Source organism: Nostocoides sp. (assembly GCF_037045025.1).
Classification (GTDB): Bacteria; Actinomycetota; Actinomycetes; order Actinomycetales; family Dermatophilaceae; genus Nostocoides_A.
In genome coordinates this window covers 689,162-703,112 of the sequence record NZ_JBAOHM010000011.1, presented here as the reverse complement: position 1 = coordinate 703,112, position 13,951 = coordinate 689,162, and the positions used below count along the sequence as shown (strand labels likewise).

Below are 13,951 nucleotides of genomic sequence, written 5' to 3'. Positions count from 1 at the left end.
GGGCCCCGTCCCCCGACGAGCCCGCCGCCACCTGCTTGGCTGAAGTGCCCCCGAGCACTTCCCGCATACCAATTGACGCGCAAATCCCCCCGATAGTTGCCCGGTCTCGATGTGATCTAGATCACATTACCCCCGTTCCCGCCCCACCCTGGGGACGGAGGTGCACAAGTGACGAAAGAGCCGGTTCCCGCGGTTCTGACGGCCGGCTCAGCCGCGGACGCGGGCGCTTGCCGGGTCGTAGAGGGGACGCAGCGAGACCGACGCGGGCACTGCTTCCCCGGCAACGTCGACGCTCCACTCCCCGCCCTCCAGCCAGCTGCGCGTCACCGCGTCCGGCGCCTCGACCAGGGCCAGTCCGACGGCGCCGCCCAGGCTCCAGCCGTAGGACCCGGATCGGAGGTAGCCGACGGGGACGCCGTCGCGGCATACCGGCTCGGCGTGGAAGAGCAGCGGCTCGGGCTCGCGCAGCACCACCTGGACCAACCGCCGCCGAGCCGGGGCGGCCTTCGCCGCGGCCGCGGCCGCTCGCCCCCGGAAGTTGTCCTTGCCGAGGTCGACGGCGAAGCCGAGGCCGGCCTCGTAGACCGTGTCGGTGTTGTCGATGTCGTGGCCGTAGTCGCGGTAGGCCATCTCCAGGCGCAGGCTGGACAGCGCCTTCAGGCCGACCGGACGGATCCCGGCGGGCGCGCCGGCGAGGAGGATCGCGTCCCATACCGCTTCGGCAGCGTCGGCGGGGACAAAGAGCTCCCAGCCGAGCTCGCCGACATAAGTGATCCTGGCCGCGAGGACCCGGGCATCGCCTAGATCGAGCCAGCGGGTCGATCGGAACGGCCAGGCCGCGTCATCGACGTCCTCCCCCGGGCACAACGCGGCAAGCACCTCCCGCGAGCGCGGCCCCTGCAGGGAGAGCATGGCCTGGTCCGCGGTGACATCACGCACGTCCGCGTCGCCCTCGGCGCAGGCGCGCGCGAGCATCCCGCGGACCTGTCCGTGCGCGGTGTCGGAGGCGACGACGAGGAAGTCGTCGGCGGCCAGCTTGGTGACCGTCAGATCGGCGAGGATGTGCGCGTCGTCGTCGAGCCACTGGGTATAGGTGATCCGCTCGGCCGCGCGGTCGACGTCCCCGGCAGAGAGATGGCTCAAGGCGGCCCCGGCAGCGGCGCCGGTGACGCGGAACTTCGCCATGAACGACATGTCGAACAGCCCGACGGCCGAGCGAACCGCCTCGTGTTCGGCGCGCCACTGGGCGAACCACGGCTGCCGGCCCCAGCCGGGGGTCGCGACGGCGGGCTGGCCCGGCCCGGCATACCAATCGGGCGACTCCCAGCCACTGACGTCGCGGAAGAAGGCGCCGGCCGCGGCGAGCCGGTCGTGCACTGGGCTGCGATGGATGCCGCGGCTGGTGGTCAGCTGCAGGCCGGGGGTGTGTGCGGCATACACCGTGCCGAGGATCTCGGCGGTGCGCTCGCGGCGATGTCTCGGGTCGAGCTGCCAGTCATGGAAGCGGGCGACGTCGAAGCCGGTCGTGTCGACATCGGGTCGCCCGGTCGTGATCCAGTGCGCGAGCACCCGGCCGAGGCCGCCGGAGGAGAGGATGCCGACCGAGTTCAGCCCGGCGCAGACGAAATAGCCGTGGATGCCGGGTGCCTCGCCGACCGCGGGCAGCAGGTCGGGCGTGAACGACTCGGGGCCGCAGAACATTTTCCGGATGCCGACCTCCAGCGCGGCGGGGACCCGGGCCATCGTGCGTTCGACATAGGGTCCCATCCGCTCCCAGTCGGGCGTGATCTCGCCGAAGGAGAAGTCGGGCGGGATGCCGTCGACCCGCCAGGCGGCGGCGCCGGGTTCGAAGAAACCGATCATCATCCCGCCGCCCTCCTCCCGGTAATAGCCGTAGGACGCCGGGTCCTCGAAGATCGGCGCGTCCGGGCTCATCCCGTCGAGGTGCTCGGTGATCAGGTAGTAGTGCTCCGCAGCCTGATTGGGAATGACCACGCCATTGCGCTCCCCCAGCTGGCGCGCCCACATGCCCGCGCAGTTGACGACGTTCTCGCAGGCGATGTCGCCGGATGCCGTGCGCACCCCGACGACCTCCTCCAGCCGTCCCCGGGGGCGGGTGAGGACCTGCTCGACGGGGGCGTTTTCGATGATTCGCACGCCCCGGGCCCGTGCCCCACGAGCGAGCGACATCGTCAGGTCGACCGGGTTGACCCGGCCGTCGCCGGGAACATAAAAGCCGGCGAGCAGGTCGTCGGTGACGGCCAGCGGGAACAGATCGTGCATCTCGCGCGGGTCGATCTCGTGGACCTCCAAGCCGAGAATCCGCTGGAAGGCGGCGACCCGGCGATATTCCTCGAGCCGGTCGCGGTCGGCGGCGGCCTCGATCAGCCCGACGGGTTTGAAGCCGGTGGCCAGCCCGGTCTCGGCTTCGAGGCGAGCGAACAGCTCGCGCGAATAGAGCCGGATCGCGGTGTTGGTCTCGCTCGTGCTACCGAAGCTGGTCATCAGCCCGGCGGCATGCCAGGTGGTCCCCGAAGTCAGCCGATCACGCTCCAGCAGAACGACATCGCCCTCGCCGGCATGGGCAAGGTGATAGGCGATCGAGGCCCCGATCACGCCCCCACCGAGGATGACGACACGGGCACGTTGGGGCAACGACGGGGGGGTCACGCACCCACGCTACCCGGCGGTAGTCGATCCCTCGGGGCCACCCTGGTGCAGCCAGCGCAGGATCAGCCGGCGCGAAATCGACACCGTGCTGCCGCCCCGGCCCCAGGCGCCATCGTCGACCTTGGCGTGGTAGTCCGCGCGGCTGACCCAATGGGCCTCGGCGATCTCCGCCGGGTCGAGGCGCAGCGTCGGGTCCTCGGCGCGGGCCTCGAAGCCGAGCATGATCGAGTTGGGGAACGGCCACGGCTGGTCACCGAGATAGCGCACGTCGCGCACGGTGACGCCGACCTCCTCGCGGACCTCGCGGCATACGGCCATCGTGAGCGACTCGCCGGGCTCGACGAAGCCGGCGAGCACCGACAGCCGGCCCGGCGGCCAGCTCGGATGACGGGCGAGCAGCAGCCGGTCGTCGGCGTCCAGGACGGCCATGATCACCGCCGGGTCGGTGCGCGGGAAGTGCTCGCTGCGATCGGCCGGGCAGCGCCGGATCCACCCGGAGTTCGCGATCTCGGTCGGCGTGCCGCACCGGGGGCAATGCGTATGGGTCGCATGCCAGTTGGCGAGGGCGACCGCCGTGGTCAGCGCCTCGGCGTCGACCGGCGCCAAGTCGGCGCCGTGGCCGCGCAGGCCCAGCCAGCTCGAGCCGGCCTGGTCGGGCGGGAGCAGCACGGCGAGGCGCTCACTCCCTGCGGTCTGGCCGAGATAGATGCTCTCGTATGCCGCGTCCTCCCCCGTGGGGGCCCGCCACCTCAGCGCCGGTTGGCCGCCGTCGAGGCCCGGGTCCCCGGGTGCCCGCCCGGCGGCCAGCGGGAGGACACGCGTGGCCGGGTCGGCGAGCAGCCGGGTGATCAGATCCCGATCGGTGCGCCGCTCGGCGTGCCGGTCAAGCCCGGCCTGGGCGAGCGGGATGTCGCGGAGCAGGTCGGCGCGATCCGGATCGGCGTCATACGGCACGGGTCCATCCTCGCGCACCCGTCACCCCGGTAGGGGGCGGGGCGACGTCGGCCCGTCGCTCAGGCGTAGGTGCGGAACCCGCGCTTGCTCTTGCGACCGAGGTAGCCGGCCTGGACCATGTGCTCCAGCAGCGGCGCGGGGGCGAAGCCCGGCTCGCGGAACTCGCGGTAGAGCTCGCGCTGGATCGCCAGCGAGACGTCGAGCCCGACGACGTCGAGCAACTCGAAGGGGCCCATCGGCAGGCCACAGCCGGTCTTCATCGCCGTGTCGATGTCGTCGGCCGTGGCGTAGTGACCCTCGAGCATCTTGATCGCGTCGTTGAGATAAGGGAAGAGCAGGGCGTTGACGATGAACCCGGACCGGTCGCCGCACTGCACCGGCGCCTTGCCGACCTTGCGGCACAGATCGACAACCGTGGCCACGATGTCGGGGGAGGTGGCGACGGTGTGCACGACCTCGACCAGCTTCATCACCTGGGCCGGGTTGAAGAAGTGCATGCCGACGACATCGCCGGGGCGAGAGGTCACGGCCGCCAGCTCGATGATCGGCAGCGAGGAGGTTGTCGTCGCAAGGATTGCTCCGGGCTTGCAGTACTTGTCGAGATCGCGGAAGAGTTCCTGCTTGAGCGGCAGGTCCTCGGCAATTGCCTCGACGACGATGTCGACCTCGCCCAGCGCCTCCCGGGTGGTTTCGCCGGTGATCCGCGCTGCCACGTCGTCGGCCGCGATCTGGTCCATCTTGCCGCGTTCGACGGCCTTGGCCAGCGACTTGCCGATCGATGCGAAGACGCCGTCGATCTTGTCCTGCGACCGGGCGATCACCACGACCGGGTAGCCGGCCTTGGCGAAGACCTCGACGATCCCGGTGGCCATCGTTCCGGAGCCAACCACGCCCACCGTAGCGACCGGGCGCAGCGTCACGCCCGCCTCGGGCCCGTCACTCGGGGTCTGGGAGTCGGCGGTTACCTGGGAGCTGGCCGGGGCGGCATAGGTATAGAAGCCGCGACCGCTCTTGCGCCCCTTCAGGCCAGCGCTGACCATCTGCTTGATGATCGGGCGGGGCGCGTGCAGCCGGTCGCGGCCCTGCTTGTACATCGTGTCGAGGATCTCGTAGGCCGTGTCCAGGCCGATCAGGTCGAGCAGCGCGAGTGGCCCCATCGGGTAGCCGCAGCCGAACCGCATTGCGGCGTCGAGGTCCTCACGGGTGGCGTACTTGCCCTCGTACATCGACACCGCATGGTTGAGGTAGCCAAACAGCAGCGCGTTGGCGATGAACCCGGCGCGGTCGCCGACGATGACCGGCTTCTTGGACAGCCGCTCGGCGAGCGCCTTGACGTCCTCGAACACGTCGTCGGCGGTCACGACCGTGCGGACCACCTCGACGAATTGCAGGACCGGCGCCGGGTTGAAGAAGTGCATCCCGACGACCCGCTTGGGGTTCTTGGTCGACACGGCGATCTCGGTGACCGGTAGCGAGGAGGTGTTGGTGGCCAGGATCGCCTCGTCGCCGACGATCTGGTCGAGCTGGCCGAAGATCTGCTTCTTGAGCGCGAGATCCTCAGGCACAGCCTCGACCACGAGGTCGCAGTCGGCGCAGTCCGCGAGGTTGGCCGAGTAGGTCACCCGGCCGTGCAGCGCGGCGGCATCGTCCGCGGAGAGCTTGCCGCGCTCGACCGCCCGGCCGGTGCTGCGCTCCAGCACGCCCTTGCCGCGGGCGAGCGCCGGTTGATCGACTTCAACCGCGACCACATCGATCCCGTTGCGAGCGAACACCTCCACGATTCCCGCACCCATGGTCCCGAGACCGACGACACCGACACTGGTGAACTCACGCGACATAAACCGAGTGTTTCATCCAGGCCGTATGCCGCGGCAGCCCTGCGCCGCGTGAGAGTCACCACGCCGCGCCCCCCCACACAGCCGGGGCCGGGCGGCTCGCCCCCCTGCGACGAACCGCCCGACCCTTATCGGCTTGCTACCCGTCACTTGACCTCGCGGGTCAACACCCGCCAGGTGCCGATGGCCAGCGGGATGCCGATCCACACCGCCGAGGAGGTGCCCAGCTGGGCCCACTGCTCGCCGGTCAGCGTCCCGGACATCATCGGCTCGATGGTCCGGTTGAGGTCGAGCCAGGCGGCGACCGAGTTGAGGCGCTCGCTCAGCCCGCTGACGATCGACCAGACGGTCGGCAACAGGATCGAGGCGACGATCGCCACCGCGGTGTTGAGCAGCGAGAACCCGAACGCCAGGCCCTGGATGACGAAGACCGTCATGGCGATCACAAAGCCGAGAACGACCTTCCACGGCATCTCCCAGTCGCCGGAGACGTCCCGCACGACGATGGCGATCAGCTGGGCGAGGGCGGCGGCGGCGAAGGCGGCAGCGACGACGACCAGGCCGAGCGCGACCCCCGCGACGACCTTGGCGCCGACCACCCGCCCGCGACGGGGCTCAAGGGTGAAGGTGACCAGGCCGGTGCGCTGGGACCACTCGGCGGTGGCCGCCATGATGCCGACGATCGGCAACAGGATCATCAGCGGGAGGGAGGTCAGCCCGAGATAGGTGCCGAAGGCCTGGTCCTGGGCACTGCCCCAGATCAGGTTGATGCCGGCGACGAGCAGCGAGATGGCCGACATGACGATGAGCATCCAGCGGCCGGCGCGGGTGTCGACCATCTTGCGCAGCTCGACGCGGCACAGCCGGGGGAGCGGGATACCGCGGACCTGGGCGACCGACTGGCGGTCATGGGTCAAGTGGGAAGTGACGGGGTCGAGTACGGCGGTCATGGCACTGTCCTTTGGGCGAATCGTTGAGTCGATGAATGTCAAGCGGCGACGCGTGCGTCGTCGGCGGTGAGCGCGAGGAACATCTCCTCCAGCCCTTCGGCGGAGCTGCTGCGCAGATCGGTGAGAACGACGCCGGCGTCGAGGGCGATCCGGCCGACGGTCTCGGCCTCGGCGCGCACGACCAGTCCACTCGCGTCTGCGGAGACCTCCAGATCGCGCCGGCGCAGGGCTGCGGCCAGGGCGGCGTTGTCGAGGCTCGCGACGCGCGTGCCCGAGGCCCCGAGGAGTTCGGCCTTGCTGCCCTGGGCGACGATCTTGCCGCGGCCGATCATCACCAGCTCGTCGGCGATGATCTGGACCTCGTGCAGCAGGTGACTGGACAGGAGCACGGTGCCGCCCTGATCGGCATACGCCCGAAGCAGTTGGCGCATCCAGTGAATCCCTTGGGGGTCAAGGCCGTTGGCGGGCTCGTCGAGGATCAGCACCTGCGGGTCGCCCATGAGCGCCCCCGCAAGACCGAGCCGCTGGCGCATCCCGAGGGAGTAGTTGCGCACCCGCCGCTTGCTCTCGGCGTCGGTGAGTCCGACGAGCTGGAGCGACTGCTCGACGCGGGCGCGGGAAGCACCGATCTGCATACCAATCAGGTGGAGGACCTCCTTGCCGGTGCGGCCGGGGTGCTGGGCCGCGGCGTCAAGCATGACGCCGACGTGGCGAGCGGGATTGGGCAGGCTCTTGTAGTCGCGGCCGAGGATCGTCGCCCGCCCGCTTGTCGGCGGGGTCAGGGCCGTCATCATCCGCATCGCGGTCGACTTGCCGGCGCCATTGGGGCCGAGGAAGCCAGTGACGGTGCCTGGGCGGGCCGTAAAGGAAATGTCGTCGACGGCGGTGAAGGTGCCGTAGCGCTTGGTGAGGTTCTCGACGGTGATCATGTCCCTAGATTCGCCGCCGACGGCGGGTCGCCACATCGGCCGACGGGCTGCTTCCCACTACGACTTTGGTCTACGCGTATGCCGCCCGCCCCCGACCCGCGGCCGATCTCACCGGCTGCTCCCCCGCCTAGGCTGGTGGTATGCCGACCCTGCCCGCGCCGACCCTGCGCGAGCCGCTCGTGCGTGCGCCGGCCCTGCGCGAGCCGCCGACGCCGCCGATCGGCATGTGGGGCAAGATCTGGCGGGTCGCCTTCGTCGTCATCGGCGGGCTCGTCGCGTGGATCACCGTGGTCTCGGCCATTCCGCAGTCCAGCGCGCAGTGGCTCAAGGTCTGGTCGGTGAGCGGCGACCCGATCCTCGGGATCGTCCTCGGGATCCTCACCCTGCGCCGCCGCCGGTGGCCCGGGCCGGTCGCCTTCGTCGTGACGGTCGGCGGCATCGTCTCGTCGACGGCCGGTGGTGCGGTCCTCCTCGTCCTGGCCTCGGTCGCGGCGCGGCGGCGGTGGCGCGAGCTGGCGTGGCTGATCCCGCTCAATATCGTCAGCGGCGTCGTCGTCGAGCGGTTCTATCCGACGGCCGACGCCAACACCCTCGGCTGGGTCGTCCTGATCATCATGATCACCCTGCTCGTGGCGGCCACGGTGGCCGTCGGGTATGCCGTGGGCGGGCGCCGCGAGTTGGAGCGGGAACGGGCCGAATCAGCCGCCCGCGACCAGGAACGCCGCATTGCCCAGGCGGCTGCGGGCGAGCGGACGAGGATCGCCCGGGAGATGCATGACGTTCTAGCCCACCGCATCTCCCTCGTCGCGATGCATGCCGGCGCGCTGAACTATCGAACCGACCTGACCCGGGAGCAGATGTCGGAGGCGCTGGCGACGATCGAGAGCAATGCCCACCAGGCACTGGCCGACCTGCGCGAGGTGCTCGGCGTGCTCCGGGATCCGACGGGGATTGGTTCCGCACCGGAACCTCCACAACCCGGCATCGAGGACCTGCCCCGGCTGGTCGCCGAGACCGAGATGTCCGGAACTCGGGTCACCTTCGACGACGCCGTCGGCGGCGAGGTGCCGGCGGCGCTGGGCCGCACGGCATACCGAATCGTCCAGGAGGCCCTGACCAATGCCCGCAAGCATGCTCCCGGCACCGTGGTCCGGGTCGCGATCACCGGCAACGTCTTGGCCGGTTTGCACATCGAGGTGACCAATCCCCGACCGCTGCAACCGGTCGATTCCGCGCTGCCGCAGTCCGGGCTGGGTCTGCTCGGCCTGCAGGAGCGCGTGGCGTTGGCCGGTGGCCACTTGCGCCACGGGTTTCAGCACGAAGGGGGCTATTCCGTGGACGCGTGGCTGCCCTGGCCGGGGGCCGAGCAGAGGAGATCGGCATGAGCGGGACGATCCGCGTCGTCATCGTCGACGACGACCCGATGGTGCGCACGGGGCTCGGCCTGATCCTCGGGGGCGGCTCGGAAATTGAGGTCGTTGCCGAGGCCGTCGACGGCGAGGATGCGCTGGCCGTGGTCGCCCGCGAGCGGCCGGACGTCGTGCTCATGGATATCCGGATGCCGCGCCGCGACGGGTTGAGCGCCACCGAGTCCCTTCTCGCCCAACCGGATCCACCACGAATCCTGGTGTTGACGACGTTCGATGCCGACGACCTCGTGCTGCGTGCCCTGCGCAGCGGGGCGGCGGGATTCCTGCTCAAGGACACCCCACCGGCCAAACTCGTCGACGCGGTCCGCAGCGTCGCCGCGGGCCAGCCGATGCTCTCCCCCAGTGTCACCGCCCAGCTGATCGCCGCGGTTGCCACGCCGACCGGCCCGGCCGCTGAGATACGCGCCGGCGCGAGGGATCGGCTCACCCAGCTGACCGAGCGGGAGATGGAGGTCGCCCACGCGATCGGGCGGGGGCTGTCCAACACCGAGATCGCGACCGAGCTGTTCATGAGCGTGGCGACGGTCAAGGCCCATGTCGGGCGGATCTTCACCAAGCTCGGCGTCGAGAACCGGGTGCAGATCGCGATCCTCGTCCACGACGCGCAGGAGTGAAGCCCCCGGGCAGTAGGCTTGCGCCCCGTGCGTGTGGTGATCGCCCGGTGCAGCGTCGACTACGACGGCCGGCTCAGCGCCCATCTGCCCCTGGCCACCCGCCTGTTGATGATCAAGGCCGACGGCTCGGTGCTCGTGCACAGCGACGGCGGCTCCTACAAGCCGCTGAACTGGATGTCGCCGCCGTGCTCGATTGCCGAGCTCGCGCCGGACGAGGACGAGGCGGCGGAAGGGGTCACGGCGGTGTGGCTGGTGCGGCATACCAAGACCGACGACCGCCTGCGCGTGCGGATCCACGAGGTGCTCTCCGACACCGCCCACGATCTCGGGGTCGATCCCGGCCTGGTCAAGGATGGTGTCGAGGCCCATCTGCAGCAGCTCCTGGCCGAGCACATCCACACCCTCGGCGCGGGCTACTCGCTGGTGCGGCGTGAGTTCATGACCCCGATCGGGCCGGTCGACATCCTGTGCCGCGACGGCGCCGGCGTCACCGTCGCCGTCGAGATCAAACGGCGCGGCGAGATCGAGGGGGTCGAGCAGCTGACCCGCTACCTCGACCTGATGAACCGCGACCCGCAGCTGGCGCCCGTCACGGGGGTCTTTGCGGCCCAACAGATCAAGCCACAGGCACGGACCCTGGCCGAGGACCGCGGCATCCGCTGCGTCGTGCTCGACTATGACGAGCTGAAGGGCATCGACACCAGCGAGCACCGGCTGTTCTAGATGCCCCCGCCGCGGCCTACGCGACGGCGGTGGCCTCGAGTTCGACCAGCTGCCCCGGGATCGCGAGCCGGACGACTCCCAACAGCGTCGTCGCCGGCGCCACCCCCGCCGAGCCCAGCCGCCCCGCGAGGAGACCGTAGTGCGGCAGCAATGCGTCCACGTCGGTCGCGTAGACGTTGACGCGGACGAGGTTCGCCAAGGTCATGCCGGCCGCGTCCAGGACGGCCTCGAGATTGTCCACGGCCACGGCCAGCTGGGCGCCGATATCCCCGTCGTGCTCGGGGTTGCCGTCCCGGCTCATCGCCGTCTGCCCCGAGACGAACAGCATCCGGGTCGCTCCGGAAACCAGCTCACCCTGATTGAAGCCCATCCCCAGTGACCAGGTCACCGGGTTGACTGCGGTGCGTTGCATCGTCGGCCCTCCGAATCGCGCGCCCGGGGACCGGACCGTCCCCGTCCTTGACGCGCCTGCTCCAGCCTCGCGGCGAATCACGACATCAGCTGTCATGATTTCGGCGAGAATGGCGGCATGCGTGCGGATCGGCTGGTCTCGCTGGTGCTGCTGTTGCGCCGGCGCGGCCGGCTGACCGCCTCGCAGCTGGCGGGCGAACTGGAGGTCTCCACGCGCACGGTGCTGCGCGACATTGAGGCGCTGTCCTCCGCCGGCGTTCCGGTGTATGCCGATCGCGGCCGGCACGGTGGATTCTCGCTGCTTCCCGGATTTCGGACCGAGCTGACCGGACTGAATCACGACGAAGCCCTGGCCCTGATAACGGCCGCGTCGGCCGCCGGTGGCAGGGTTTTTGGCCTCGGCTCGGCCCTGGCGGCTGCGACGCGCAAGGTGGTCGACGCCTTGCCCGAGGGTCAGCGCGCCGGCCTGGACGATGCCGCCAGCCGGTTCCTCGTCGAGCCGCAGGTCGACCTGCTTTCCCGGCGATCGATCCCGGAGAACGTGGCGGACGACGTGATGCCGTCGGTCCGCCAGGCGGTGATCACCGGACGCCGGCTCCGGTTCGACTACGCCGCCCCGGACCAGGCACCACGGTCGCATACCGTCGACCCCATCGGCCTGGTCACCGTCCGCAACCGCACGTATCTGCTGGCGACCAAGGACGGCCGGGACCGGACCTACCGGCTCTCGCGCATGCTTTGCGCGGAGGCGCTTGCCGATCCAGCGGTCCGCCCGGAGCGAGCTGATCTCGACCGGCTCTGGGCAGGCCGGGCCGCGAATTTCCTATCCGAGAATCACCTTCGGGTACTCGTGAGGATCGATGCTGCGCGACGGGACGAATTCGCGACGACCGCGCGAGCGGTTCTTGCCGAGGAGCCCGACGCCGGAGGCTGGCTGAGACTGACCCTGACCTTCGATGACCTGCGTCATGCGATGTGGGCCGTGTGGCGGCTGGAGAGTGCCGTGGAGGTCCTCGACCCGCCGGAGCTGCGCGAGGAGATGCATCGCCGCGCGATCGCAATCGCCGACCGTTACGCCGGCCCGCACCCACCGAGCACTTCGAGTCAGACGACCGATTTGTCCTGTTTTCCGGGCCACTCGCGCACGAACCAGCCGTCGTCGCCCGCCTCGACGATTGCCGGCACGGCGTTCGGCAGGTAGCGGCCGCGAGCGTGGTCGTTGGTCAGGTTGATGGCGATGAGCGGCAGGACCAGGGACATGACCCCGCCGTGACTGAAGATCAGGACGTTTTCGCCGCGGTGCTGGTCGGCGATGGCCTCCAACGCCTCCCGGTACCGGGCGACGATCTCGGCACCGCTCTCGGCGCCCGGAATCCGCGCGTGGAGGTTGCCGTTGAGCCACGCCCCGAAAATCTCTTGCACCGCTGGGTCGTTGATCGAGCGTCCCGCGAGATCGCCGACCCGCCACTCCTCCAGGCCGGCCAGTTGTCGGTGCGGCACACCGAGGGCGGCGGCGGCCAGCGCGCCGGACTCGGCCGCACGGGTCATCACGCTGGTGTGGACCGCCCCGATCCGCTTCTCGGCCAGCGCGGCGGCAAGGGTGGCGACCTGGGCGCGACCCGTCTCGCTCAGCGTGCCGCCGGCGTCGGAGAGAATGCCGTGCCCCTGGTCATAGACCGCGTCGCCGTGCCGCGCAACATACAGGACCGCAGGACAGTGCAGGCTCACGCCGCCAGTATGCCGCCCCCCACCCGTCAGCCCAGTGCTTCCCGTCTACAGCGTGGGCGGGTGTGCCTCCGGCGTGGTCATAGGGCATCCCGGAAGTGCGCTGCCAGCAGCGGGGCGAGAGCGTCGGCGGGGACGTCGTGGAAGGCACCGGCAACCTCGCGCACCGTGCCGTGCGGCAACGCCCGCGCCACCAGCGCGGCCGTGGCGTGGAGCCAGGCTAGCTGGGTTCCCGAGCTGCAAACCGCCAGCACGGGCGTCTCGATCCCGGCCAGCATCGCGACGGGCAGCGGCGATTCGTCGCCGCCGGTGCACAGCGCGTCATAGATCAGCGTGGGTGCCATCGGGAGCACCTGCGCGAACGGCGGCGTCGCCGTGAACTGCGCAAACATCTCCTCGGGCAGGCCGACGGCCGCCGTATGGAAGTAGCGCAGCATGCCTTCGAGGTCGCCGGCGTCTCGCAGCCGGGTCAGCTCGGCGACATAGCCGGCCGGCAGCGGCGCTTCCGGGCCGCGGTAGGGCGGCTCGAAAACGCTTGCCGCAGTGAGGGTACGCCAGCTTCGAGCGCGCGCAGGACGATTGCCGAGCCGGAGGAGATCCCGTGGGCGAAGGCCCGGCCCGGATAGGCAGCGAGGACCGCCGCGAGATCCTCGACCTCGCGCTCGACGGCACATGGCCGGGTGTCGCCGCTATCGCCCCGGCCGCGCCGGTCGTAGGTGATCCCCGTGAAGCCGAGCCCGCCGAGTGCCTCGGCCAGCTCACGGCCGGCCGAGCGGTCGCAGCTGGCGCCGCCGACGATGGCGACGGCCGGTCCGGTGCCATAGCTCTCGACGGCGATCGTGGTGCCGTCGGCGCTGATCACGGCCAGGAATCTGGTCATGGCCGTCTCACGCGCCAGCCGCACAGTGGTGGGCGAGTTGGCCGATCAGACCGACGGTGCCGGCTTCGCGCTGCTCAGGAGTGTCGATGCCGTCGACGTGGGCGCCCTGCTCGACCCAGGTCAGCTCGGTCCCCGATCCGTTGTCCGCCAACGTGATCACGGTGACCGACGTGGACATGTGCCGGTCGTCGAGCCACATGTCGTAGGCGTAGGCGATCCGCCGGCCGGGCACGACATCGGTGACGCGCGCGACGAAACGGGAGAGGGGCCCGCCGTGGAAGTCGGCGGTCTGCTCGATACGACCGCCGACGCTTAGGTCGTGCTCCCCAAAGCTCATGGCGACCTCGTCCCCGGGCGCCGTGAACCACGAGGCGAATTCGGCGGGCTCGCCAAAGGCCCGCCAGACGCGTTCCGGTGCGGCGCCGATGGGGCGCGTGATGGTGACGCTTGAGTAGGTCTCGGTCAGGTCAGTCGCAGTCATGTCAGTCGTTCTCCTTCAGGTGTCGGGTCAACCGGTCGAGACGCTGCTCGACCGGGGTGCGGGCCGACTGCATCCAGGCGATCCCGGCATCGAGCGATCCCGGGACGAGCGCATACGAGCGCACCCGCCCGGCCTTGCTGCTGGAGACGAGCCCGGCCTTGGCCAGCGCCTCCAGGTGCTGCATCGCCGTCGGCAGGGTCACCGGCCCGAGGGCCGCGAGTTCGCCGACCGTCGCCGGCGTCTCGCGCAGGCGCTGCACCATCTGCCGGCGCAGCGGGTCGCTCAGCGCCCGGAAGACCAGGTCGAGCGGCCCATCCAAATACTTCGGCATATGCCTAACTATAGGAGC

15 protein-coding genes are annotated in these 13,951 nt (G+C 70.2%); 4 read left to right on the top strand and 11 right to left on the bottom strand.

From position 1 onward, the window contains the following. Nucleotides 1–207: 207 nt before the first annotated feature. The 5 genes from V9G19_RS14525 to V9G19_RS14505 form a co-directional block, all read right to left on the bottom strand. Nucleotides 208–2,670 (bottom strand): GcvT family protein, encoded by a 2,463-nt coding sequence (locus V9G19_RS14525; protein ID WP_462286113.1) that lies wholly within the window; start codon nt 2,668–2,670, stop codon nt 208–210. Nucleotides 2,671–2,679: 9 nt separating this feature from the next. Beyond that, nucleotides 2,680–3,624 (bottom strand): NAD(+) diphosphatase, encoded by a 945-nt coding sequence (nudC, locus tag V9G19_RS14520; protein WP_462286112.1) that lies wholly within the window; start codon nt 3,622–3,624, stop codon nt 2,680–2,682. 59 nt (nt 3,625–3,683) lie between these two features. Continuing rightward, the gene (locus V9G19_RS14515; protein ID WP_462286111.1) at nt 3,684–5,462 is read right to left on the bottom strand and encodes a 3-hydroxyacyl-CoA dehydrogenase family protein; all 1,779 of its coding nucleotides are present in this window, start codon (nt 5,460–5,462) and stop codon (nt 3,684–3,686) included. 143 nt (nt 5,463–5,605) lie between these two features. Continuing rightward, a complete protein-coding gene (locus V9G19_RS14510; RefSeq protein ID WP_462286110.1) occupies nt 5,606–6,409 on the bottom strand; it encodes an ABC transporter permease in 804 nt (267 codons plus the stop codon). Between the two features lie 38 nt (nt 6,410–6,447). Continuing rightward, on the bottom strand, nt 6,448–7,338 hold the full coding sequence (locus tag V9G19_RS14505) for an ABC transporter ATP-binding protein (protein WP_462286109.1): 891 nt from the start codon (nt 7,336–7,338) through the stop codon (nt 6,448–6,450). Nucleotides 7,339–7,478: 140 nt separating this feature from the next. Here V9G19_RS14505 and V9G19_RS14500 point away from each other — a divergent pair, with 140 nt between their 5' ends. Genes V9G19_RS14500 through nucS form a run of 3 tightly spaced genes read left to right on the top strand, consistent with a single transcriptional unit; the run spans nt 7,479 to nt 10,105 of the window. After that, entirely contained in the window at nt 7,479–8,723 is a 1,245-nt protein-coding gene (locus V9G19_RS14500) for a sensor histidine kinase (RefSeq protein WP_462286108.1), read from the top strand. Then, entirely contained in the window at nt 8,720–9,382 is a 663-nt protein-coding gene (locus V9G19_RS14495; RefSeq protein WP_462286107.1) for a response regulator, read from the top strand. The genes V9G19_RS14500 and V9G19_RS14495 overlap by 4 nt, the downstream gene beginning before the upstream one ends. 27 nt (nt 9,383–9,409) lie before the next feature. Further along, nucleotides 9,410–10,105 carry an endonuclease NucS gene (gene nucS, locus V9G19_RS14490; protein WP_462286106.1) on the top strand — a complete coding sequence of 232 codons (696 nt, stop codon included), beginning with the start codon at nt 9,410–9,412 and terminating at the stop codon, nt 10,103–10,105. Nucleotides 10,106–10,121: 16 nt separating this feature from the next. Here nucS and V9G19_RS14485 read toward each other — a convergent pair whose 3' ends face one another. Then, nucleotides 10,122–10,517 (bottom strand): RidA family protein, encoded by a 396-nt coding sequence (locus V9G19_RS14485; protein WP_462286105.1) that lies wholly within the window; start codon nt 10,515–10,517, stop codon nt 10,122–10,124. A 117-nt stretch (nt 10,518–10,634) separates the two neighbouring features. On the opposite strand from V9G19_RS14485, the gene V9G19_RS14480 reads away from it, so the two are divergent. Continuing rightward, the gene (locus tag V9G19_RS14480) at nt 10,635–11,717 is read left to right on the top strand and encodes a helix-turn-helix transcriptional regulator (protein WP_462286104.1); all 1,083 of its coding nucleotides are present in this window, start codon (nt 10,635–10,637) and stop codon (nt 11,715–11,717) included. On the opposite strand, the gene V9G19_RS14475 is transcribed toward V9G19_RS14480, so the two are convergent. From V9G19_RS14475 to V9G19_RS14455, 5 genes are all read right to left on the bottom strand, one after another. Further along, nucleotides 11,621–12,244 (bottom strand): histidine phosphatase family protein, encoded by a 624-nt coding sequence (locus V9G19_RS14475; RefSeq protein WP_462286103.1) that lies wholly within the window; start codon nt 12,242–12,244, stop codon nt 11,621–11,623. The two genes, V9G19_RS14480 and V9G19_RS14475, sit on opposite strands and share 97 nt — an antisense overlap. Before the next feature lie 77 nt (nt 12,245–12,321). Then, nucleotides 12,322–12,678 carry a hypothetical protein gene (locus tag V9G19_RS14470; protein WP_462286102.1) on the bottom strand — a complete coding sequence of 119 codons (357 nt, stop codon included), beginning with the start codon at nt 12,676–12,678 and terminating at the stop codon, nt 12,322–12,324. A 32-nt stretch (nt 12,679–12,710) separates the two neighbouring features. Continuing rightward, nucleotides 12,711–13,121: an alpha/beta fold hydrolase gene (locus V9G19_RS14465; RefSeq protein WP_462286101.1), complete on the bottom strand. Its 411-nt coding sequence runs from the start codon at nt 13,119–13,121 to the stop codon at nt 12,711–12,713. Nucleotides 13,122–13,128: 7 nt separating this feature from the next. Beyond that, nucleotides 13,129–13,602 carry an SRPBCC domain-containing protein gene (locus V9G19_RS14460; protein WP_462286100.1) on the bottom strand — a complete coding sequence of 158 codons (474 nt, stop codon included), beginning with the start codon at nt 13,600–13,602 and terminating at the stop codon, nt 13,129–13,131. 1 nt (nt 13,603) lies between these two features. Then, the gene (locus V9G19_RS14455) at nt 13,604–13,933 is read right to left on the bottom strand and encodes an ArsR/SmtB family transcription factor (protein WP_462286099.1); all 330 of its coding nucleotides are present in this window, start codon (nt 13,931–13,933) and stop codon (nt 13,604–13,606) included. Between the last annotated feature and the right edge of the window lie 18 nt (nt 13,934–13,951).